This window comes from Paenibacillus sp. S28 (genome assembly GCF_016624415.1).
In the GTDB taxonomy this organism is placed as follows: Bacteria; Bacillota; Bacilli; order Paenibacillales; family Paenibacillaceae; genus Paenibacillus_AQ; species Paenibacillus_AQ favisporus.
In genome coordinates, this window is record NZ_JACVTM010000018.1 from 18,295 (window position 1) to 40,223 (window position 21,929).

At 52.6% G+C, this 21,929-nt stretch carries 18 protein-coding genes; 11 read left to right on the forward strand and 7 right to left on the reverse strand.

Annotation, left to right across the window (positions count from 1 at the left end; all coding sequences use genetic code 11):
- The first annotated feature begins 59 nt into the window (after positions 1-59).
- Positions 60-1,652 carry an amidohydrolase gene (locus IAE55_RS28425; protein WP_200634516.1) on the forward strand — a complete coding sequence of 531 codons (1,593 nt, stop codon included), beginning with the start codon at positions 60-62 and terminating at the stop codon, positions 1,650-1,652.
- A gap of 360 nt (positions 1,653-2,012) precedes the next feature.
- Entirely contained in the window at positions 2,013-2,996 is a 984-nt protein-coding gene (locus tag IAE55_RS28430) for a phosphotransferase family protein (RefSeq protein ID WP_200634517.1), read from the forward strand.
- A gap of 105 nt (positions 2,997-3,101) precedes the next feature.
- Here the strand turns inward: IAE55_RS28430 and IAE55_RS28435 are convergent, their stop codons facing one another.
- The 3 genes from IAE55_RS28435 to IAE55_RS28445 all read right to left on the reverse strand — a co-directional run bounded on the left by IAE55_RS28435 (position 3,102) and on the right by IAE55_RS28445 (position 8,995).
- On the reverse strand, positions 3,102-6,926 hold the full coding sequence (locus IAE55_RS28435; protein ID WP_200634518.1) for a S8 family serine peptidase: 3,825 nt from the start codon (positions 6,924-6,926) through the stop codon (positions 3,102-3,104).
- A 392-nt stretch (positions 6,927-7,318) separates the two neighbouring features.
- Positions 7,319-7,951 carry a GyrI-like domain-containing protein gene (locus IAE55_RS28440; RefSeq protein ID WP_200634519.1) on the reverse strand — a complete coding sequence of 211 codons (633 nt, stop codon included), beginning with the start codon at positions 7,949-7,951 and terminating at the stop codon, positions 7,319-7,321.
- A gap of 69 nt (positions 7,952-8,020) precedes the next feature.
- Positions 8,021-8,995 (reverse strand): helix-turn-helix transcriptional regulator, encoded by a 975-nt coding sequence (locus tag IAE55_RS28445; protein WP_200634520.1) that lies wholly within the window; start codon positions 8,993-8,995, stop codon positions 8,021-8,023.
- Between the two features lie 168 nt (positions 8,996-9,163).
- On the opposite strand from IAE55_RS28445, the gene IAE55_RS28450 reads away from it, so the two are divergent.
- From IAE55_RS28450 to IAE55_RS28465, 4 genes are all read left to right on the forward strand, one after another.
- Positions 9,164-9,511, forward strand: coding sequence for a hypothetical protein (locus IAE55_RS28450; RefSeq protein WP_105442327.1), 348 nt, complete (start codon positions 9,164-9,166; stop codon positions 9,509-9,511).
- 498 nt (positions 9,512-10,009) lie between these two features.
- On the forward strand, positions 10,010-11,455 hold the full coding sequence (locus tag IAE55_RS28455; protein WP_200634521.1) for an ABC transporter substrate-binding protein: 1,446 nt from the start codon (positions 10,010-10,012) through the stop codon (positions 11,453-11,455).
- A 94-nt stretch (positions 11,456-11,549) separates the two neighbouring features.
- Positions 11,550-12,443, forward strand: a complete 894-nt coding sequence (locus IAE55_RS28460; RefSeq protein WP_089547803.1) for a carbohydrate ABC transporter permease — start codon at positions 11,550-11,552, stop codon at positions 12,441-12,443.
- Between the two features lie 15 nt (positions 12,444-12,458).
- The gene (locus IAE55_RS28465) at positions 12,459-13,292 is read left to right on the forward strand and encodes a carbohydrate ABC transporter permease (protein ID WP_116229976.1); all 834 of its coding nucleotides are present in this window, start codon (positions 12,459-12,461) and stop codon (positions 13,290-13,292) included.
- 183 nt (positions 13,293-13,475) lie between these two features.
- On the opposite strand, the gene IAE55_RS28470 is transcribed toward IAE55_RS28465, so the two are convergent.
- Both IAE55_RS28470 and IAE55_RS28475 read right to left on the reverse strand, forming a co-directional pair.
- The gene (locus IAE55_RS28470) at positions 13,476-14,012 is read right to left on the reverse strand and encodes a DUF1697 domain-containing protein (RefSeq protein ID WP_200634522.1); all 537 of its coding nucleotides are present in this window, start codon (positions 14,010-14,012) and stop codon (positions 13,476-13,478) included.
- Positions 14,013-14,080: 68 nt separating this feature from the next.
- Positions 14,081-15,088: a tetratricopeptide repeat protein gene (locus IAE55_RS28475; RefSeq protein ID WP_200634523.1), complete on the reverse strand. Its 1,008-nt coding sequence runs from the start codon at positions 15,086-15,088 to the stop codon at positions 14,081-14,083.
- A 219-nt stretch (positions 15,089-15,307) separates the two neighbouring features.
- Here IAE55_RS28475 and IAE55_RS28480 point away from each other — a divergent pair, with 219 nt between their 5' ends.
- Both IAE55_RS28480 and IAE55_RS28485 read left to right on the forward strand, forming a co-directional pair.
- Positions 15,308-15,883, forward strand: coding sequence for a TetR/AcrR family transcriptional regulator (locus IAE55_RS28480; protein ID WP_186381910.1), 576 nt, complete (start codon positions 15,308-15,310; stop codon positions 15,881-15,883).
- Between the two features lie 236 nt (positions 15,884-16,119).
- Entirely contained in the window at positions 16,120-16,704 is a 585-nt protein-coding gene (locus IAE55_RS28485; protein WP_325168698.1) for a DUF2785 domain-containing protein, read from the forward strand.
- A gap of 117 nt (positions 16,705-16,821) precedes the next feature.
- Here the strand turns inward: IAE55_RS28485 and IAE55_RS28490 are convergent, their stop codons facing one another.
- Positions 16,822-17,763, reverse strand: a complete 942-nt coding sequence (locus tag IAE55_RS28490; protein WP_145158962.1) for a copper amine oxidase N-terminal domain-containing protein — start codon at positions 17,761-17,763, stop codon at positions 16,822-16,824.
- 164 nt (positions 17,764-17,927) lie between these two features.
- On the opposite strand from IAE55_RS28490, the gene IAE55_RS28495 reads away from it, so the two are divergent.
- Positions 17,928-18,542 carry an NAD(P)-binding domain-containing protein gene (locus tag IAE55_RS28495; protein WP_234489941.1) on the forward strand — a complete coding sequence of 205 codons (615 nt, stop codon included), beginning with the start codon at positions 17,928-17,930 and terminating at the stop codon, positions 18,540-18,542.
- Positions 18,543-18,607: 65 nt separating this feature from the next.
- Here IAE55_RS28495 and IAE55_RS28500 read toward each other — a convergent pair whose 3' ends face one another.
- A complete protein-coding gene (locus IAE55_RS28500) occupies positions 18,608-19,486 on the reverse strand; it encodes a LysR family transcriptional regulator (protein WP_200634526.1) in 879 nt (292 codons plus the stop codon).
- Between the two features lie 107 nt (positions 19,487-19,593).
- Between IAE55_RS28500 and IAE55_RS28505 the strand changes: the two genes are divergently transcribed.
- Both IAE55_RS28505 and IAE55_RS28510 read left to right on the forward strand, forming a co-directional pair.
- Complete coding sequence (locus tag IAE55_RS28505) at positions 19,594-20,880, forward strand: adenylosuccinate synthase (protein WP_200634527.1); 1,287 nt, start codon at positions 19,594-19,596, stop codon at positions 20,878-20,880.
- 256 nt (positions 20,881-21,136) lie between these two features.
- Positions 21,137-21,811, forward strand: coding sequence for an SOS response-associated peptidase (locus IAE55_RS28510; RefSeq protein WP_105442337.1), 675 nt, complete (start codon positions 21,137-21,139; stop codon positions 21,809-21,811).
- Positions 21,812-21,929 lie beyond the last annotated feature (118 nt).

Consider the following 21,929-nt stretch of genomic DNA (forward strand, 5'->3'; position numbering starts at 1 on the left):
TCTTGTAGCAGTCAAACTTATCGATGATTGAGGAATGAAGCGATAGAGGAGGGAGCGTCATGGCCAAGTGCTGGACGAACGGAACCATCTACACGATGGAACAGGGGCATAAGACGGTTGAAGCGGTAATGACCGAAGGAGGCCGCATCATAGATGCTGGTGATACGCGGGAATTGAAAGAGAAATTTCACGGCAGGATCGACGAGGTGATCGATCTTGGCGGGGGCACCATGTTCCCTGGATTTGTGGACAGTCATATTCACCTGATCGGCCACGGGGAGACCTTTCTCAAGTTGCAGCTTTCCGGTCTGAAGCACCGGGGCGAGCTGCTGGACAAGATTGCCGGACAAGCCCGGCGCCTTCCGCCAGGCACGTGGATCATCGGGGAAGGATGGAACGAAAATGAGTGGGAGGAAGCGCTCCTCCCGACTAGAGTGGAGCTGGACCGGGCCGCTCCGAATCATCCTGTGATGCTGCGGCGCGTCTGCCGGCACGTGCTGACCGTCAATACACTGACCCTGCAGGAGACCGGCGTTAATGAAGACACAGAGGTGCCAAGCGGTGGAGTCGCGGGAAAAGGCAGTGACGGATGCTTAGACGGTATTTTTAAGGAGCAGGCCCAGGATCTGATCCTGCATCGGATGCCCGGCGTGACTCAGAGCTACCTGGAGACCGCGCTGAGAATGGCGATTGAGGACTGCTGGAGACAGGGAATCACTGGCTGCCATACGGAAGATCTGAGCTACTATGGCGGCTGTACGCGAACGCTGCAAGCGTTCCAAAAGGTCATTATGGAGGGGCCAAAGAAATTCAGAACACATCTTCTGATCCACCATCTTGCGCTCGATGAATGGCTCGAGGAAGGAAGGCACCTTGTGCCTGAATCCGAGTTCCTCGAATACGGGGCGATGAAGCTGTTTGCGGACGGATCCCTGGGCGGAAGAACGGCCTTGCTCAGCCGCCCCTACGCAGATGATCCAACCACGAGCGGCGTGGCCGTTCATTCGGATGAGGAGCTGGACCGGCTGGTGGCCAAGGCAAGAAGCGCTGGGCTTGCGGCGGCTGCGCATGCCATTGGCGACGGGGCCGCCGAGAAGGTGCTGCGCGCGTTGGCCGCACATCCATGCCCGGCGGGCAGAAGAGACCGGCTGATTCATGGGCAGATTTTGCGGGATGAGCTGCTGGCGCAGCTGAAGGAGCTGCCTGCTATCGTTGACATTCAACCGAGCTTTGTCACCTCTGATTTTCCGTGGGTGCTGGACCGGGTCGGCGATGCGAAAGGGCTGCATTTATACGCTTGGCAGACGCTTCTTCGCAGCGGGATTCCTTGTGCCGGCGGATCGGATGCGCCGATCGAAAGCGTCTCGCCTATACTTGGCATATACGCTGCCGTAACCCGTATGAAGCCGAGGGATGCTCAAAGGAGCGTGTATGGTCCGGATGAGCGGCTCAGCATGTATGAAGCGATCACGCTGTATACGACAGGCAGTGCCTATGCAGCAGGGCATGAACTAGACCGGGGACGGATTCAGCCTGGATACGCCGCTGATTTTACCGTTCTGGAACGAGACCCGTTCGGCGAACAGCCGGAATCCATTTTGGAAAATAAGGTTCGGATGACGGTTGTCGATGAAACGATCGTATACGGATAGCCCGGTGGGGAACATGGCCGTTGCAGGCGAAAGAAGTGTACTTTTGCTGCTAGGTCAACTTAAAACGGAGTAAATTGAAGTTGTTTTATTCCAAAAACTCACTATATGAAAAATTCACAACAGAAAAATCTTCACAACACCGATCCTAGATTATCCAAGCTATATCACCATCACAACGTACTTAACAGCAGATCATTCGGAAAAAAGGAGCTGTGAAAAACCATGATTTATATGATGTTAACTTAAAGATCAAGCGTAAATGTGGTTATTCGAGCTTTTAAAGATCGTTCATACACGTGAGCAAGGAATCGATAACCTATTAGCAAAGTAAATCCTTGTTCGGATCGGAGGCGAAAATGGATGAAAGAAAGTTGGGAGCGAACGGAGCAGCCGCTGGAACTAAGTCTGGAAGAACTGAATCAGATCGCAGCCCCTGCATTTCATGGCCGCGAGATAATCTCATCCCGGCGAATAGGCGTGGGTCTCAGCAACTCTAATTACAAAATTCAGGTAGAGGGGGACAGCAGGCCGTATGTATTGAGATTTTTTCGCCGGGGGAAAGACATTGCCGGCAAAGAAGTCGCCCTTACCCGGCTCGTTCGGGAACGGGTACCGGTCGCTGAATTTGTGTATGCCGATACGAGCTGCAGCAGGTATCCGAAACCATGGGCGGTGCTGGAATGGAAGCCGGGGGTCTTGCTGAGCGATATTTTCCGCAACGGAACGTCCGAGGAGAAAGCATCGGCAGCGGCCGCAGCCGGCAGAACGCTCGCCCATATTCATGGATTTCCGTTTGAAGCTTCCGGTTTTTTCGGCAGCGATTTGGAGGTCACACAGCCTTTCAGCATGAGCGGCGAGCGGTTTCTTGCATTTATGGATGAAGTAATCTTCCATAGTCCATGCGAAGCTTGGCTGGGAGAAGAGCTTAGCCGGGAGCTGTGGGCATTTTGCAAACGATATGGGCCTATGTTATCGGCTAGTCAGGAAAAACCCGTGCTGGCCCACTCCGATTATAACGGCTTAAATATTCTGATGGAGAAAGGTTCCGAGGGGTACTTCGTTTCGGCCGTGCTCGACTGGGAGGAAGCTTTTGCCTGGAACCGGCATGCGGATCTGGGCAATATGCTGCGTTATGAGGCGAACGGTTCGTGGATCGAACAGCACTTCATAAAGGCTTACGAGGCGGAGGGGATCGTGCTGGAAAACAATTGGAGGCTTCAGTCCCGTCTGGAGGACCTAGTCGCCTTAAGCGACATGCTGAGCCACTCGACGGCGGAGACGCCGAACCGGGTACAAGATTTGTGCCGATTGATCGCGGGAACGGTACGGGGTGAGGGAGAATAAAATATCAACCTTAAAAAAAAGACACAGGCGTTTTGGAGAGTTACTCCAGGACTGCCTGTGTCTTTTTCAAAAGCAAATCAAGTCTTATTCGAATTTTTACTTTCCTTAGCTTTCAGTATTGGTATCTGCACCGGCTGCTGCATTGCTGTCTGCAGCTGGCGTTTGGTTTGTTGCTCCTGTGTTTGCGTCCTCACCGACAGGACTTGAACCCTGTTGTACGCCATCATCCGACTGAGCCGGTTGCTGGCTGTTATCCGGCTGCTGTGAAGGATCGGTTTCTGGTGAAGCTGGCTGGTTATCATCCGTAACTGGACTTTGACCAGGGCTCTGGGTTCCATCCGTGCTGTGAGAACCGTCCGGGCTTTGTGCCTGGTCGGGGCTTTGATCTTCATCCGTTGTTAAGTTGTCATCAATATTTTGCGAATCCTCGGAATTGGAGCCTTTGCCAGGTTTTTTGCCGCCGGTGACTTCTACGCTGGTACCGGTCAATTTTCCGGATAGAACGGGCTGCTGATTTGAATCGAGCATCGTGACGCTGCTGATCTCAAAATCGTAGGTGCCTGCATCCGAAGCGGTGAAGGAGAAATCCACCAGGGTACCACTCTTGACTGGTTTGTTGAATTCAATGCCGAACACGGCCCGTTTTTTGCCTGTATTCGCCAAAGATGCTTCCGCATCGGTTGCCGCGACATCATTTTGGATTTTAACCTGCTTGGAAGAAGGTGTAATCTTGTTTAGTTTTAATTTTGCATCGTAAGTTACCTCAACCGTCATAAATTGCACGGCTTGCTTACCTTTGAATTCAACGGAAACGTTAAATGGTTTACCTGTTTTGATCTTGCCTTGCTTGGCTGACAATTCTACGTCTGTGCTTGGGGTCTCCTCCGGCTTGTATTTATACTTATAGGATTTGGCCGCTTTAGCTGTTCCGTTGCCGGCATCGTCAGAAATATACAGGTCGATGTTGTTCGTTCCGTTCTCAAGCGGAACTTCTACGGTGTAATTACCGTACTCATCGATTGTTCCCTGGTATTCATTATCTTTGCCTTTTACGGAATTGACCGCCTTCACATGAATCAGATCCTGCAGATTCGTGCCGTCATAGAAGTAATCCAGCAGCAAATCTCCGTTGATCGTTCCTTGAAGCAAGCCAACGTTCGGCTTATCCGGATTGACGACCAGTTCATCCGGCACCGACGCATCCGGTGCAGTGTTGTCGACCAGGAACTGCGACAGCGAGTCGGTCACTACTTCGGCGGTTTTGTCGCCTTCCTCGACCGTTACCGGAACAATGCCGTAGACGCCTTCCGGATCCAGGTACACGCGTTTCTTTCCTGGTGTGGTGGCGATATCTACTTTGCCATCCCATTCATAGGAATAGTAGAACGGATCCAGCTTGTTCTGGAAGTCGCGGTCGTAGATATAACCTACATACTCACCATTTCCTTCGTCATCAAAACGGTAGACGTCGAATTCGTAATCCACCAATTTTTTATTGAGTGCATAATAAAGGGTTGAGCCTTTGCTTTCGTTGGTGCTGGACAGGTAAATCGGATCGAGTTCTACGTTCGAAATATCGGCCAGGTTATAAGTTTCGCCGACATACACGCTGAACGGCACATGAAGGACATGCCCGTTTCCGGCTTGTGTAAAGATCAGCTGACCGTCATACAGGCCATCTGCGGTTCCTTCCGGAATGTTCAGGGATACGTTCAGATCGGCAGTCGATTGGCCTGCGGACAGGTTTACCGATTCCGCTGCCGGCGTCAACACTGGCCCTCCGCCATGATTCCATTTGACCTCAACCGAATAGGACTGATCCGTATTCGCAATATTTTCCACCGTCAGCTTGCGGGTGACGTCCGCTCCTGCACCCTGCAGACCGAAAGAAATGCTGCCGGAGTACGAGGTTTGGTGGGTATCGTCCTGAAGCTGAGCCGGAAGCGATTCTTCCACCTTAACGATGGCATCCGCCTCGGAAGAATTTTTCAGGTCAACGCGGCCGGCGCCTTGCTCGTTGGTGCCATACTCACGGTTATCCCGGTCTTTGATCAGAACCGCATTGTTCGTAAGCAGAGCCTTCACGTCATCCGGCTTCAGCTGAAGACCTTCTTCGCGCGTCTTCTCCAGCATGAGGGCAGCCGAACCCGCCACATGCGGAGCGGCCATGCTTGTGCCTTGCAGTTCCTCATAAGCGTTGGTGTAGTCGCCGCCAAATGCTGGAATGGAAGACTTAATGCCCACGCCAGGCGCGGTAATGTCCGGCTTGATCGTATAGTTCGGCAGAGCAGGACCTCTGGAGCTTAGGTCTGCGAGCAGGTCGACTTCGGCTTTATAGCCGAACGTTACGTGGTTATTGCCTTTGGCAATCTCGCTCTTCAGCTTCTGGCCGCTTTCCTGGCTGATCGTGTACGCTGGCACGACGTCTTCGGCGCCATTCAACGTAGCTCCGCCGATTTCGCCTGGCACGTTATTGTAAATGATGACGGCCACGGCGCCGTTGGCGGCCGCGTTTTGCGCTTTCTCAGCGAAGGAGATTTCTCCGCGCTGCACAAACGCCGTTTTGCCCTTGACGTCAATGTTGGCGTAATCGGAAGTACGGCCGAGGCCGGCGTCCACAAGCTCCAAGTCCGCGCCTTCCGTTTCCAACTTCGGCGATGTCGCCGCCAGCTGGGCGTACGTAATGCCGATGGTATCGGATGTGAAAATCGGCGTTTGGAGCGGCGGCGTCGAGGCGCCAACGGAAATGGCCAGCTGTGCCGCAGCCGGGCTGCCAACCGTTTCCGCATCCGGTCCTTCATTGCCGTTGGAGATAACGACGGTGACTCCTGCCAGCGCCGCGTTGTCCGCTGCGATGGCATCCGGCGTATACGAGTTGTTCATATTGGAGCCCAGCGACAGGTTAATGACATCCATTCCGTCGCTGACCGCCTTTTCAATCCCGGCAATGACGTTTTCGGTCGAGCCGCTGCCATAAGGACCGAGTACGCGGTATACGTACAGATCCGATCCCGGGGCTACGCCGCGGACCCAGCCCTTGCCTGCATCGGGGTGCTCAGGGTCACCCCGTCCGGCAACGGTTCCGGAGACATGCGTTCCGTGATACGTATCATAGGTGTTGCCATTGCTGTCGAGCGGCTTACTTGGATCCGGGAGTGTCTCCATCGGATCGGCATCGTTGTCGACAAAGTCATATCCACCTTTGTAGGCGTCCTTTAAGCTAGGATGGTTGTAGTCAATACCGGTATCAATGACGCCGACCTTAACGCCTTCTCCGTCATATCCCGAATCCCACATGTCTTCCGCACCGATCAGCGGAGCGCTTTCATCCATGTTCGGCGTCATTTCATGCCCGTCTGCAACCGGCAGGGCGTGCATTTCCTCATTCGGGAAGACCGCTTTGACGTTCGGCAGTGTCAGCAGCTTGTCCACTTCGTTCGCCGGGAGCGTCACAGAATAACCGTTAAACACTTTGGAATATTCCCGTTTGAATTTGGCGCCGGTTTTCGATAAAGCTGCCGATTTAAAGGCGCTGTGCTCCTGATTCAATATGCTGCTGTAGCTTCCAAGCGATGAACGGGCCTGTGCTCCCGGTTTGGCCTCATAGACCTTAAGCGGATCGTTCTTCAGCTGAACGATGACCGTTACCGGTTCGCTGCTGTCCGAAGGATCTACGAAGTTTTGAGGCTCATCCGGCGCCGCAGCCGCCAGGCTTTGAACAGGAGATGAGGTACCTTGGGCCGGGGGGTTAAGCTTCCAGTCCCCTTGGCGGAGGGAAGATTCCAGATGAATGGCCGAATGGTCGGCCGAGCGGAGATCGGGTGCAGCAGCCGCCGACACGCTGGCGTTCGGATAGGCGACACCAATAGCCAGCAAGGCACTTAACAACAGCGTCGAATAAGTACGGATGGTCGATGAACCTTTTTTCAAAAGATGTCCTCCTTTATCGAATGAGATAGGAAATCATGCCGAAAAAACGATCCTCCTTTGCGCGAAACTAATTGAACACTAGTAAAATACATTTTTCATTTTACAATTTTTGCATTCTATTGGGATGAGACAAAAGGTTGATAGGTACTTTGGGCAGGGTGGGCGTTTGCTGTCGAGCAGAGGTGTCGAAATGCTCCAAAACGGCGCTTTCTGTGGCATAACGGATATTTTTTGCCTTATCCCATCGGTTAGATAGGTTTATAGAATCGTTATCGTAGGACTAAAGAAAGAGGGAAATGCGAAAGGCCGAAAGACAAAAATCCTCTTGATCTCCCATGAGACGGGAGGCCAAGAGGATCGAAAAGCCCCCCTACAGGGCTCAGGGGACCTGATCAGTTCTCCTGCTGGATGACAGGATGCCGCAGGATGGTTCTCATTTTATGGGGAGGTGTTCTGCGCGGATCCGACAAATAAATTTCGTGATGCCGCCCCTTTGGTGTCAGGCGCTGGGCCTCAATATACTCGAAAATCTGCCGGATCGTTTCCGGCTCGGCACTGAACGGACCGACATGCAGCATCTGCACACAATCGCCCTCATACAGGCGTTCGAAGCTCACGAAGCGAAGGGGGGCAAGATGCGGTTTCTTGTTCACTGCCAGCAACCGGGCTTCTTCGAATCGTTCGGCCGATACATAGTCCGGCATCCGGATCAGCAGCTTCCACATCCAATCCTCCCTGGAAGCGTACATGGCGTCTTGTCCGGAATGGGACCTTGCCCACCAGAGTCCTTCGAGCTTTGCCACGGTAAAATCCTGATCCTCCTGTTTACACATCCCTTTTATGCCATAAGCTACGGTGTAGAGGGCTTCGGTCGCTTCAGCAAATCCTGGTCCGTTTGGATCGCCTTCGCCGTCGATCGTGAGGTAGGGGATCTCATCAAAATAGCATTTTTGCGGGACTTGAGGGGCGGAATAATACGAGGGGTTCACTTTGGTCAAATCCAGCTTGCGGTTATCCAGTTTCATAAGGTTATACTCCTTTCTTGTATTACAGGATAACCGCATCTTACGACAACTTCCCTGACAGCTAGATTGTCAGGGAAGTTTAGGGCTTGTATGATGTTCGGCAATTTCGTGACAAAGTTCGGCAATCCGTTCTCCCAGCAGGGATGGTTCCAGCACAGATACCAGCGTACCGAAGGAAAGAAGAAGGTGGGGCATATAGGTCAGCATCACGGAGGGCGGCATTTCAAACCGAAGCTCCCGGTCCGTGTGTTTGGTCAGAAACGGCTGCACGAAATATTGATTCCCGATGGACTCCAAAACATCCGAATCGCCGCCAATTCGCACCGTAACCCAGGATGCGTCCGTTTTTGATTGACCGGCCAAAGTATCCCTGGCCAGATCAGTAAACGTAACATCCTCCGGCCTCGCAAACGTTTCATCCGTTACCTTCAGCTGTTCGATCCGGTCGACGCGAAACATTCGGACGGAACCCCGCAACTCACAGTAAGCGGCGACATACCAACGGTTCGTCCGGTAAGCCAAGCGGTAGGGGTGGATGCGGCGCATTCGCTCAGCATCCCCAGTCGTGTTGGCATATTGAATACAGCACACACGGGAATGGGCGGCCGCTTCTTCAAGGTCGGAAAGTAACCGCTTAATCTCCCGGCTAATTGAATAGGGGACGGCTTCCAGCCCGGCCTGATGGCGCCTTAATTCTTCTCCTTGGTCCTCATTCAGCCGGTGGCTGATTTTATCGAGCGCATGCTCCAGAGCGTCCGCAAACGGATACCCTGCCTGGGAAGCGATCCGCGCGCTGTGAGCCATCGCTTTCATTTCATTGGTGTCAAAAAACAACGGCGACTCCCGAAAGGAGTCCGGAAGCGTGAATCCGCCCCCATGACCCGGTTCCGCGACGACCGGAACGCCGCTCTGGCATAGGAGGTCGATGTACCGGTAGACGGTGCGTACGCTGACTTCCAACGCTTCGGCCAATTGTTCCGCCGTCATTTTACCCCTCGACCGCAAAAGCCACAGCAGCGACAGCATGTAATCCAGTTTGGGCATATGATGAGCCAGCCTTCCATTTTCATAGTAACAATACAAATAAATGGGATATTCATCCGTTCCCCGTTTGTATGATATTCCCACAGTACCATGGGCGCGTCCGCGATGCAAAATCGATCCTAAAACCGCTTCAGCGCACATATGGTGTAGGTAGAAGGGAGTGGGAAGATGGACAAGATCGTAGACAGGTATTACCTGCTGAAGCAGCGGCAGAGAGAAACGGAGCAGGAGCTTAAGCAGCTTCGCGAAGAAATTACCGCCTATTGTGAAACGCAGCAGGCCGATCAGCTGGAGATTGGAGCCTATAAGGTGAAGCTGGTATCTCAAATCCGCAAGGAATACGACGACCAGAAGCTGTACGAAGCGCTGCCGGACCCGGATTTGTGGCGGCTGATGTCCAAAGCGGACGGATCGAAAATTTCCAGTCTGGTCCGCCTGCGTGTTATCCCGGAAGAGAGGCTGGAGAATACGTACGAGGTCAAGCAAATCAAGCTGCTGCATGTGGATAAAATATAACTTCGAGATAGGAGGCTGCCCGGGTAAGGGCAGTCTTTTTGTTGATCCCGTATAGCTTCTCACACCAAGACAAACAGCCCCTCCGAAAGCTGTTAGTTGTATACCATATCGCAATCGATCGCAGCCAGCCGCTTACGACTTCAACAGACGTTACTTCTTCTCAAGCATCCTTCTCTTTTTGAAATGTCAACTAAAATTCTTGCCCATTATAGATATCGCTTACATTTGGTGGCAATCAATGATTCGTGCAGCGGGTGTGCAATACGCGGAAATGGGAGAAGGTGTTGAATTGGTTGATGCAGCAGCGGATTGGTTTGTTGAAAGCGGAGGTCGAAGAGATTTGCAGGTGTTCTGTAAGTGAAATGGTTCTGTCCGGCCATCCCCAAAATATGTTGTTATGAAAACCTGAAATGCTAATACACATACATAGTAAAGCGCTTTACTCCAAGGCTTCAAGGCAGAGATCCCAAGGCTTTACATCAAAAAGGAGGGGCAAGCATGGTCAAAGGGAAAAAGAAATGGCTGCTCGGATCCACCGCGCTCTTCTGCGCGTTAACGGTGGCGATGGCAGGCTGCTCAAGCGACAGCGGCGGCACGAAGACGGCGGAGCCGGGAACGGATACGACTACGACCACGACTACCGGCAATACGGATTCTTCAGGCGAAGGAACCGCCAAGACGAAAACGACGATATCGATCACTTACCGGGACGACGGAATCGGGGAGAAAGGTACGTTCTACAAATGGCTGAAAGAGCTGTCCGAATCGTATCCGAACAAGGATGTGGAAATCAAGCCGACACCGATTCAGGCGTCCGAAGGGGATTATTTTGCCAAAGTGGCTCTCGCGCTGAAGTCTAAGGATACCGCTCCGGATATCGTTACGGAGGATACGTTTATCCTCAATTCCGATGCCAGTGCTGGCTACCTGGAACCGCTGGATGACAAAGTCAAGGCTTGGGAGGACTGGACGAACGGCTCCTTTATCGAGGCGATGAAAAAAGGGGTTACGGCCAGCGACGGCAAGGTGTACGGAGTACCGTACAACACCGATTCGCGTGGACTGTGGTACAACAAAGAGATTTTCAAACAGGCGGGACTTCCCGAGGACTGGCAGCCAAAAACGTGGGACGACGTGCTGAACGCGGCCCGGACGATCAAAGAGAAAACGAAGGATATCGTGCCGATCTGGATGAACATGGGCAAGGCGACAGGGGAAGCCACCTCGATGCAAACGTACGAAATGCTGCTGTACGGCACCGGGGAGCGTCTCTATGACAACGATACCAGCAAATGGATCACCAAGAGCCAGGGCATCATCGACGCGTTGACTTTCATCCAGACGGTCAACAAGGAGAAGCTCGGACCTCCGCTGTCCAAAGTGCTGAACGGCCAGGCGGGCAACACCGCGTCCCGCGAATATTTGCCAAAAGGCAAGCTGGCGATTTCGCTCGACGGATCGTGGATTACAGGCAACTACTTTGATACCGGTGCTGCGCCTTGGCCGGAGTATAAAGACGTGCTGGGCTTTGCCCCGATGCCGACCAGCAAAGGCCAGGATCCGGGTTCCATCACGCTCGCCGGCGGCTGGGCACTGTCGATCCCGAGCAACGCGCAGCATAAGGACGAAGCATGGGACTTCATTAAGTACGCTTTGAACAAGGACAACACGAAAAAGCTGGTCATCGCTTCCGGCAACATTACCGTCCGTGCGGACGTCGCCAAGGATCCCGAATATACGGCTCAGCCGTTTAACGGCATCGCCACGGAATACCTGCAGCATGCCGAATTCAGACCGGCGCAGGACAAATATCCGGAAGTGTCCACGCAGATCCAGACGATGGTCGAGAGCGTCGCCACCGGAACCTCTCCTGCGGATGCTGCGAAGAAATACGCGCAGGACGTAACCCGGATTGTCGGTGAGGACCATATCGTAGAGAAGTAACGTATCAAAGCTTGCTCATGCTGCTGCTTCCAGCGGGAAAAGCGCGTGGGCAAGCGGTTTTATTTTCAGCTTAGGGGAAGGAGACGTAACCTGAATGAGCAGTTTGACCGTATCTTCGGTGTACAAAAAAAGAAAGTCGTATACATGGCTCTATTTCCTGCTTCCTTCAATCGCGATCATGCTCGTGTTTTTCATTTATCCGATTCTGTTAACGTTTTTCTATTCATTCACCAACCTAGCGTTGACGGGCGAAGCGGCCAAGGAACTGAAATTCGTCGGCTTCGACAACTATGTCCGCATGTTCCATGATCCCACGGTCCGGGTGAGCATTTGGAACACGCTGATCTTCCTGATCGGCTCGGCTGTCATCGGCCAGCAGGTGCTCGGATTTATCATTGCGCTCTTGATGAAGCACAAAAACCGGCTGTTTCGCCGGGTCATCGGCACCATCGTATTGGCTGGATGGGTCACGCCGGAAATCGTCTGCGCGCTGTGTTTATACAGCTTTTTCGGCGATGAAGGGACGCTGAATGCCATTCTTTCCTTCGTCGGGATTTCCGATGTGACCTGGCTTTATACCGTACCGATGCTGACTATCATTTTAGCGAACATTTGGCATGGCACCGCCTTTTCGATGCTGGTATTTCAGGCTGCACTCGACGACGTGCCGACGGAGATCGAAGAAGCGGCCGTCGTCGACGGCGCCTCCCGGCTGCAAATTTTGTTCCGGATCACCATCCCTTACATAAAGGACACCATTCTGACCAATATGATGCTCGTCACGCTGCAGACGCTGGGCGTTTTTGGCCTGATCTATGCGATGACGGGCGGGGGACCGGGAACGTCGACGACGACGCTGCCGATTTTTATGTACAACCAGGCTTTCGTCAATTACCAGCTCGGGTACGGCACGGCCATATCGCTGCTGCTTCTCCTGCTGGGCATCGTGCTGAGCCTGTTCTACATCCGCTCGATGAAAGAGCAATAAACAAGGAGACTTCGTATGAACGCGAAACAACGCAATCTCATCTACCGTATTCTGCCGTATTTGATCCTTACCGTCATCGGGATCTGTTTTTTGCTTCCGCTGCTGTGGGTGCTGGTCGCGTCCGTCGATCCCAATGCGATGCAGTCGCTCAAAATGCCAACCCGGCTCACGGGGGCCAATTACGGCGACGTGATCACGAACGGCGAGAACCAGCGCGCCTTTCTGATCGGTCTCTTCATGTCGCTCGGCCAAGCCGTCATCGTTGTCATTCTCGGTCTGCTGGCCGCCTATCCGCTGTCCCGGTATCAAATGAAATATAAGAAACCGTTTATGCTGACCATTCTGTTCATGACTTCGCTGCCGATTACGGCGGTCATGGTTCCCGTGTATCAGCTGTTTCTCAGCCTGAAGCTGTACAACAACATCTTTGGCGTCATTCTGTTCTATGTCGCTTCCTCGATGCCGTACGGCATTTGGATGCTGAAAAACTTCATGGATTCCGTGCCGAACGATATGGAGGAGGCCGCATGGGTCGACGGCGCGTCGGTGTTCACCGGCATTCGCAAGGTTGTAGCCCCGCTCATGATCCCCGGAATCTGCACCGTGGCCATCTTTACGTTCTCTGGAAGCTGGGGCAATTTCTTCGTCCCTTACATCTTGCTGCAATCTCCGGAAAACTTTCCGGCGTCGCTCAAGCTGTATCAGTTTTTCGGCCAATACGGCATGGCTGATTACGGCAAGCTGGCGGCATTCTCCGTCCTTTATGCGCTTCCGTCGGTCGTGCTGTATATTTTGTCGCAGCAGTTTATGTCCAAAGGGTTTGGGCTGCAGGGAGGTACGAAGGGGTAAACGTTGCGTTTTGTATTTAGATGGGCAAGGCCGAGTCTACTTGCCGGGTCTATGTCACTAGACGTGAAAAAGCAGGCAACGGAGCGGGAACGTTCCTTTGCCTGCTTTTTAAGTAAAGCGGGATGTTTCCGGCGTGATAGTTTCTTCGTTAGATAGATTTCCAGTGGACGGGCAGCTGGCTGCTTACAACGTTTTGGCCAGCTCGTTCAGCTTATTCATCGTATTCCAGTTTCGCGACGTAGCCGGAGCGTCAGCCTTGGACAAATTCGCGGCAAGCTTGGAGTCCCGGATACTTTGCCGAAGCATCAGGTACACGACATCGCCGTCGGTGTGGAAGTCATCTCCGCCTTTGTCTAAGGCCGCCAGCTTGTCCAGCGCTTCCTGGCTGGGCTGTGTGGTGCGAATAGAGACATGGATGCTCTCACCTTCGCCCAAAGCAGAGGCGTCATATGGACATCCCGCGATGATTTGCTGCATTTCCTCCGCAGATTTCAGGGCGACCGATACCGGCTTGCCGATCGCCTTTTCCAAAAACTGCTCAATTTTGGACTTCAGTCCATGCGGCTCTTCATCGCTTTTAAACAAGACGTTCCCGCTTTGAATATACGTTTTGACATCGTGGAAGCCCATGTCCTCGAACATTTTCTTGAGCTCGGTCATTTTCACCAGATTATGTCCGCCAACGTTAATGCCCCGCAGCAGTGCGATATATACTGTCATCAATCGGCCGCCCCGTTTCGTTTTTTAAAACAGTATACCATACATTTACTGGAATTCCGCTTAGGGATTCACGTGTGATCGCTCAGTTGTTCCAGCCTTTCCTCTGCTCTGTGAACGGACAGTGGGAGCTTGAGTTCATGCCCTAAACAGAGAGCTTTTTCATAATAGGTACGAGCGGCATCAACCCTTTGTTGAGCGAGTTCAATATCGCCGAGGGTGAGGCAGGAGGAGGACACCGTTCTTAGATATCCCATTTCCTCTCCCAAGCGGGTGGCGGTTTCGGCATGCTGCCGAGCCGTTTCGATCTGGCCGCGTTTCAGGTAAATGTCACTCAGCAGCAAATGATCCAGCGGAAGATGGGGCTTGAACCCTGCTGTTTCTCGCAGGAATAAAGCTTGCTGTGCAAACCTTAACGCTTTGTCCAGGTCTCCGGATTGAAACGCATGGAAAGCAAAGTGGCGGGCAGGCTCGCTCTGCTCTAACGGAAAATGATGCTCCTCAGCGATTCGGGCTGCCTGGGCGTAATAATTCAGGGCCATCTCCTTCTTTTGCCAGCGTTCATACACGGTACCGATTTGAAAATACGATTCGCTTATGCCGCGGTTGTCCTGAAGCTCGACCCTCAGCTGTAATGCCTGCTCATGGTAATTCAGAGCCTCCCTATATTGTTCTGTGGTGCTCTCGATCGTTGAGCTCGCATTCAGTTCAACAAAATAGTGGGCTGCACCAAGGGAACTTAGCGCATCAGCCAGGCCTTTTCGGTCATTGGATTGCTCAGCGAGCCGCCTGGCTTCATGCAACACGGAAAACATAGGTTCCGGATCGACGTTGGTGTAGACATATTCATTGGCTTGTATTTTGCCAAGCTGCAGCAAAATCGGAAGACGCAGGTGCTGCGCCTCACGGATGCCGGTGATCGGGAGAAGCTGATTCAGGATGTGCAGCGCCTCCTGGGACCGCCCATTCCAAAAGTATGCCGTGGTGATTTCAACCAGTTCTGTTATAGCGTTGTTGAATCTGCCGCCAAGATCACTTTGTGCTTCATGCTTTGTGTTCGCTGCATATTCTTCCACCATTAAATTTCCCCTTTCATAGTTGAACGTAGATATTCACAAGAACATAAGGCGATACCCCTTTCTTCGCAGAAGTCCGATGAGATATGATAATTTTAGATCGACGCAAGGAAGTGAACCATATACAAATCGCAGCCAGTGTTCAGTTTTGAACAGTAAGGAAGAATTGTTCAGCAGTAGGTCATTGATCATGAACGATATCCAACTATGGGAGGGATAGATATGGCATCCACTGATAAAAATGGTGATCGCAGAATCGAGCGCACACGTCAGCTGCTTCGGGAAGGTTTCGTCGAAATGATCCGGGAAAAGGGCTTTTCCGCTATGAGTGTACAGGACATCACGGAGCGGGCGAATGTGAGCCGGGGGACGTTTTACATCCATTACACGGATAAATATATGCTCCTGGAACATGTCATCCGGGACAACTTCGGCAAGCTGCTGATGAATGCCGTTTCGCCGAATTCTCCGTGGAACCGCGAAACAGCACGGAAGATCGTGATTGCCGTTCTTCAGTGCTTTGAGGGTAAATATAGCCACAGGCAGCCATCCAGCAGGGTACCGGTTTCAATTTTGGAGGAGACCATCCATGAAGAACTAACCCGTTATATCTCAGGGTTGATGAGGAATGATCCTGGATATCCGCTTAATGATCCATTGCAGCTTAAGGCACGGGCAAGGGCCGTTAGCTGGGCTATTTTTGGTCCGGCTATTCAGTGGGCGCGGGAGCAGCGGACTATGTCCGAAGAACAGATGGCAGAGGTTATTTTGTCTGTGGTGGAAGTGGGGAGGAGGTAGCGTTGAAAAGGCGGCTTGAGGAGTTAATAGCCATATCAAAGGAGTCGATGACGTGTGAATTGGCCAATGAAACGATCTCCTTTATGCTGGAGAACATCGGTGCGACTGATCCCCGGCTTCGAGACGTGCTTTTATAAGCAACATTAGCCCGATGGATACATAACGATTTTTTTAACGAAGACCAACTGGAGCACATTCTGACTAAAGCTTTTGATGATAATCATTTATTTTATCAAATTGGTGAAGTATGCACAGATTCGGTGTTTAAACGTTCATTTTCGGCACTTGCTGCTGCAGCTGTATTACAGAAAGACCAGAATGATGTCCGACTTGACCAAGATACCGTAAGCAGGCTCCTTGAACGGGTCTGCCAGTATCTCGAAATGGAGCAGGATACGAGAGGATATGTGGAAGGGAAAGGTTGGGCTCACGCGATAGCACATGGGGCTGATTTATTGGCAGCGGCCGTAAGACATCAGCTTAGTCCTGTTGATGGGTCAGGTTGGCGAGTATTAAATGTTGTGGGTCAAACCCTGTTCAAAGGCTACGCTTACTCAGACGACGAGGACGAAAGATTGATCCAAGTTTTAATAGCTCTACTTCATCGAAAAGATAGCGGAGAAGTGAATCTCGGCCTGTGGCTGCAAGGAATCGCTCATGATCTAGTTCGGATTCATGCTGATGAGGGAGCCACGTTATACTTTTTTCGCTCAAGAACGAATGTCATGAACTTTTTCAAGACTTTGTATTTTTACCCGGCTGGTGAGGAGTACCGCAAAAATCTTGAAGGCCACATATTGATGCTTCAAAATATGATTTAAAAGCAAAAGTGCACTTAACTAGATCATTCGAGCTGAAATTCGGCAGAATGGCTGAGCTAGGTGCACTTTTGCATTAGAGACCGCGCTTGAATACCTACATGTAGCTTATTACAGCGATCATTTCTTCACATCTGTCCGGACCTCATCAGGCAGTTTCAGAGTAAGGGTTCCGGACTGCTCCCGAATCTCCCCGTCTTGCGTCAGCTTATATGCCAGCTTGTTCAGCTTTCCATCCGGATCCAGACGTCCCACCGTATACGTATTGATGTTCACGATGCTGCCTTCACGGTAATAAAAATAGGTCGTATCCTTCCAGGGTAACGGTCCGGTTGCATCCGTAAATTTCTGCTGTGCAAACAGCTCCTCTGCTGGTCTCACGCCCGGCGAGATATGAGCCTGCCAGGTGACGATCTGCATACCACCTTTTAACTCGATCCTAGACACCAGGTTGTCGGAAATGACGTAATACCTGGTGCCCACCCCTTGAGGGAAGAGAAGGATGGTGCTGAACCCTTCGGAAGTATGCTCGCTGCTCAAGGCTTCATGCTCATAATGCAGGCGACTGTTCATATCGAGCATCATCCGGCGGGCGTCGGCCAGGTCACCTGAATTCAGCACCTCCAGCTGCATCGGATTCAGCGGGGACTGAAACGATACCGTCATGCCCTTTACCTCCAGACGGTAACCCAGCCATTCGCTCCACAAGCGCAGCGGTACATACATTTGATTGTGAATTTTCTGCATAGGCACATCCAGCTTGATTTTGGTCGACCAATCTCCCTGTTTCACTACAGCTGCGTTTTTACCAAGCGGAATCACAACCTTCTCCGACCATTTGCGGACGGTCGCTGTTTGGGTTTTGGCATCCCAGGATACCGACGCATGGATGGAATTGGCTAAGGTACGCAAGGGGACCAGCACCCGCCCGTCTTTCAGCACAGGTGCTGCATTTGGGACTTCTACGTTTTCCATATATACCTTGTCCGGAACAGCCGCGTAAGCGGACGAGCCTGACATGAGCAAGCATGCCATAGTGATCGCGCCAATGATCTTTTTCATACAAAGTTCACTCCTTTTTATCTAAGACGTCTGAATAGGGCAAGAGGTTACCCGGATTAAAAATGTTGATGTCATGACTTGCGCTGGAGACGACTCCAGCGATTAGAATGCTTGAGAGAGGGGTTTGCTCCCCCTCAATCTATCCATCGCAAAGGAGAATGACCATGCAAATAGGTGTGATCGGAACGGGACACATGGGTGGAACGCTCGGGAAAAAATGGGCCGCAGAGGGGCATGAGGTGATGTTCGGCACTCGGGATCCGCATCATGAGCGAATTCAAGCTCTGCTTCAGGAGTCCGGCCCTCAGGCACAGGCGGGAACCGTGCGGGAAGCGGCTGCTTTTGGCGAAGTCATCCTGCTGGCCGTAATGGCGGACGAAGTGGAAAGGGTGCTGGCGGAAGCCGGAGCTCTGGCCGGCAAAATTTTGATCAACTGCACAAACCGTTTCGACGGGCAGTCGGCAGATATAGAGGTGCGTAGACTGGCGCAAGAGTCCAGGGTTGTCCGGGCATTCCATACCCTTACTTGGGAAGTGCTTGCCCAGCCCCGATACGAGGAGGGCAATGCCACCGTTTATATCAGCGGGGAGGATGCCGAAGCAAAGGATACGGTTGCCCGGTTGTCCCGCGACATCGGGTTGGATCCGGTGGATGTCGGCGATTCCGAAAACATGGAACGGATAGAGGCCGGGATCGGCATGCTGTGGCAGGCACTGTCGCCCTTGTTCGGACGCGATTTCGGCTTTCGCCTGCTCCGGCGGGAATCGATGGATGCTTAAATCCGGGAGCGGATCCATCATTGCTCATCCGTGAACGGTATCTCAGGCAGCATTCCGATTTTCAGCTACGACAAAAAGCCGATAAACCGTTTGGATGCAGCCGAAAGAGGAACGTTTTTGAGCGTCGCAATCCCGATGTGCCGAAGTGGAATTGGAGGTGTCAAAGGGATTTCTACCAGCTTGCCCGAGGCTAACTCTTCGGTGATGAATTGGCGCGTAATGAAGGTGAGCCCAAATCCGCTCTGGGCAAACTGGACTAAGAGATCGAGGCTGCCAAGCTCGAATTCGGGATGAAGGGTCGTGCCGTGCGCCCCGGCGTAGCTGTCAAGAAATCGGCGCGTACTCCCACCCGGTTCCAGAAGCAGCAGCGGGTACTGGTGGAGCTCCGCCAAAGGCAGCGGCTGCCGTGCCAATTCCGCATACTTCGGATGCCCGACAAGGCAGTCCTGCTGGGGAGCGCTTGGCCGAAAATCGATTTTGGGGTCGTCCGCAGGCAGATTCACGATCCCGAAGTCGATTTTTCCTTCTTTTAACAAGGTGATCGTCTCTGGCGTCGTCCGGTTCGTGACGTGCACCCGGATGTCCGGATACTGCTGGTGGAACTGTTCGAGGCATGGCAGCAGGTAGTGTTTGCACAAGGTGTCGCTCGCTCCGATATGGATTTCCCCAAGCAGCAGATTTTGCATCTCGGCCATCTTTTTCTCCCCGATGTCCAGCATCTGCATGGCCTGTTCCACGTAGCTGTACAACACTTCGCCTTCTGCGGTTAACGTGACTCCTTTTGCTGTCCGGAAAAATAAAGCCCCGCCAAGAGCACCTTCCAATTGCTTCAACGTATGGCTGACCGCAGGCTGGGTAATATGCAGCTGCTCGGCCGCTTTTGTCAAACTGCCAAGCTTGGCCGTCCAGTAGAATACACGATACCATTCCATTTGAATATTCATCGTCATTACCTCAATTTATATAGATCATTATTAATATCAATTTTACTTATGTAACTAATCCAAATTATAATGATCGCTGTAAAGGAAAACAAGAGGAGGCCAAACCATTGACCGTAACAGCGATTGTTGGAGCCAACTGGGGCGATGAAGGAAAGGGCAAGATGACGGACGTGCTGGCAGCCAAATCATCTTACGTGGTGAGATATCAGGGCGGAAGCAATGCCGGGCACACGATTATTAACGAATACGGGAAGTTCGGACTGCATATGCTGCCTTCCGGCGTATTTTATCCGCATGTGACGAACGTGATTGGAACTGGAACGGCGCTGGACGTAAACGTGTTGGTGAGCGAAAGGGAAGCTTTGCTGGCAAGAGGCGTTCCTGAACCGAAACTGGCCATATCGGATCGGGCGCAGGTCGTCCTGCCAATTCACCGACTGCTGGATGAGCTGGAGGAGGAACGCTTGGGGGCACGGAGCTTTGGATCGACGAAGCAGGGGATTGCTCCGTTTTACGCCGATAAATACGCCAAGCTCGGCGTGCAGGTGGCCGATCTGTACGATGAAGAAAGACTTCGGCGCCGGCTGCAACAGATGCTGGAAGCCAAAAATGTTCTGCTGACACATCTTTATGGTCATCAGTCTCTAACTCCGGAGGATCTCATGCCAGCATTACTGGAGCAGGGCGAGAAGATTCGTCCGTTCGTGTGCGATACGGCCCAAATGCTGAATGAGGCCTACCGCAAAGGAGAAGGCATTTTGCTGGAAGGGCAGCTGGGAGCGCTGCGGGACCCGGATCACGGCATTTACCCGTTCTCCACGTCCTCCTCAACGTTAGCGGGATTCGCGCCGGTTGGTGCCGGCCTGCCGCCGTATGCCATATCCCAAGTGGTGGCGGTGGTCAAAGCCTATTCGAGCTGCGTCGGTGCCGGCCCGTTCGTGACCGAGCTGGCAGGCCAAGAAGCCGAGGAGCTGCGCCGGCGCGGTGGCGATGCGGGCGAATACGGCGTATTAACCGGACGTCCGAGACGCGTGGGCTGGTTCGATGCGGTAGCAACCCGCTATGGCTGCATGATTCAGGGAGCCACCGAGATCGCGTTAACGAACCTGGACGTGCTCGGGTACCTGGACCAAATCCCTGTATGCATTGGATATCAGCTGGCTGACGGGACGGTGACCGACCAGTTTCCAGTGAGCGCGAAGCTGGATGAGGCCAAGCCGGTTCTGCAGCATCACAAGGGCTGGAACTGTGACATTACCGGCATTCGTTCCTTTGAAGAGCTGCCTGAGGCGGCGAAGCGATATATTGAGATCATCGAAGTGACCGCAAGGGTGAAAGTAAAATACGTATCCGTGGGGCCTAAACGCGACCAGCTGATCACGCGTAATCTATAGAGCTCGAGCGATCTGCCGATCGAGCTGCTTCAGCCCGATAGCTTCGGGCGGCCGGGAAGCGGCTGCTTTATAGAAAGACGAGGAAAGAAAAATCACGCGAGAACCTGACCGAGACTCCGACAGTGTTTTCCGAGTAAACAAGCGTCAAAACGGTTCCCTCCACGAAGGGGGCCGTTTTTTTGTTGTGAAGCGGCAGGCACATGAATAATTTCCCTCCAATGGCAAACAATACGGGATAAAGGGAGGCTGATGCTTCATGTGTCAACGTTTTTCCATGGCCGCCGAGCTGCCGGAGGTTCAGGAGCATTTTCAAATCGAACGGGTGATGTATTACTATAAAAACCGCTACAACATCAGTCCGACGCAGCATATGCCGGTGGTGCTCCAGCAGGACGGGGCGCGGATTCTGGATGAATTCCGCTGGGGCTTTATCCCCTATTGGGGAAAAGACGCGATCAATGCGGACCTTCGGAATGTGCACCAGAACCCCAGTTACCGGAAAATGGTGGACAAGCAGCGCTGCGTGATCCCCTGCAACGGATTTTATTATTGGAAGAGGGAAGGCAAGAAGTCTTATCCCGTCCGTGTAGTGATGAAAAACCGCAGCATGTTCGGGGTGGCCGGATTGTATGAAATTTGGCGGGATACGCGTGGAGAGCCGCTGCGCACCTGTACCTTGGTCATGACGGATGCCAATCCGCTGATCGGTGAATTCGACGCCCGGATGCCGGCGATTCTGTCTCCCGGGGACATGGAACGCTGGCTGGATGAAAGTACGATGGATCTGGACGCGCTGGATCCCATTCTGCGTACCCATTCGGCGGAAGAGATGCATGCATACGCGGTCACGCCGCTTATCGACAACGACACGCACGACACGGAGGAATGCATTCAGGAAATGAACCTGGAGCGGGCCTGGGTAAAACGATAAAATTAAAGCAGTTTATCACTGCTTGCGAAAAAGCCTTGCGGCTGAGCAGCGGGGGGGATATAACCCTTTTCGAGCTGAATCAGCCCTAAGGCTTTTTCAGTTTGCCGCCGATGGCCGG

Excerpts from the sequence above, each read along its gene's own strand:
- IAE55_RS28480 (WP_186381910.1), top strand. The coding sequence starts at position 15,308 with ATGGCATCCACTGATAAAAATGGTGATCGCAGAATCGAGCGCACACGT.
- IAE55_RS28510 (WP_105442337.1), top strand. The coding sequence starts at position 21,137 with ATGTGTCAACGTTTTTCCATGGCCGCCGAGCTGCCGGAGGTTCAGGAG.
- IAE55_RS28425 (WP_200634516.1), top strand. The coding sequence starts at position 60 with ATGGCCAAGTGCTGGACGAACGGAACCATCTACACGATGGAACAGGGG.
- IAE55_RS28465 (WP_116229976.1), top strand. The coding sequence starts at position 12,459 with ATGAACGCGAAACAACGCAATCTCATCTACCGTATTCTGCCGTATTTG.
- IAE55_RS28455 (WP_200634521.1), top strand. The coding sequence starts at position 10,010 with ATGGTCAAAGGGAAAAAGAAATGGCTGCTCGGATCCACCGCGCTCTTC.
- IAE55_RS28430 (WP_200634517.1), top strand. The coding sequence starts at position 2,013 with ATGAAAGAAAGTTGGGAGCGAACGGAGCAGCCGCTGGAACTAAGTCTG.
- IAE55_RS28450 (WP_105442327.1), top strand. The coding sequence starts at position 9,164 with ATGGACAAGATCGTAGACAGGTATTACCTGCTGAAGCAGCGGCAGAGA.
- IAE55_RS28440 (WP_200634519.1), bottom strand. The coding sequence starts at position 7,951 with ATGAAACTGGATAACCGCAAGCTGGATTTGACCAAAGTGAACCCCTCG.
- IAE55_RS28495 (WP_234489941.1), top strand. The coding sequence starts at position 17,928 with ATGCAAATAGGTGTGATCGGAACGGGACACATGGGTGGAACGCTCGGG.
- IAE55_RS28475 (WP_200634523.1), bottom strand. The coding sequence starts at position 15,088 with ATGGTGGAAGAATATGCAGCGAACACAAAGCATGAAGCACAAAGTGAT.
- IAE55_RS28490 (WP_145158962.1), bottom strand. The coding sequence starts at position 17,763 with ATGAAAAAGATCATTGGCGCGATCACTATGGCATGCTTGCTCATGTCA.
- IAE55_RS28470 (WP_200634522.1), bottom strand. The coding sequence starts at position 14,012 with ATGACAGTATATATCGCACTGCTGCGGGGCATTAACGTTGGCGGACAT.
- IAE55_RS28460 (WP_089547803.1), top strand. The coding sequence starts at position 11,550 with ATGAGCAGTTTGACCGTATCTTCGGTGTACAAAAAAAGAAAGTCGTAT.
- IAE55_RS28445 (WP_200634520.1), bottom strand. The coding sequence starts at position 8,995 with ATGCCCAAACTGGATTACATGCTGTCGCTGCTGTGGCTTTTGCGGTCG.
- IAE55_RS28500 (WP_200634526.1), bottom strand. The coding sequence starts at position 19,486 with ATGAATATTCAAATGGAATGGTATCGTGTATTCTACTGGACGGCCAAG.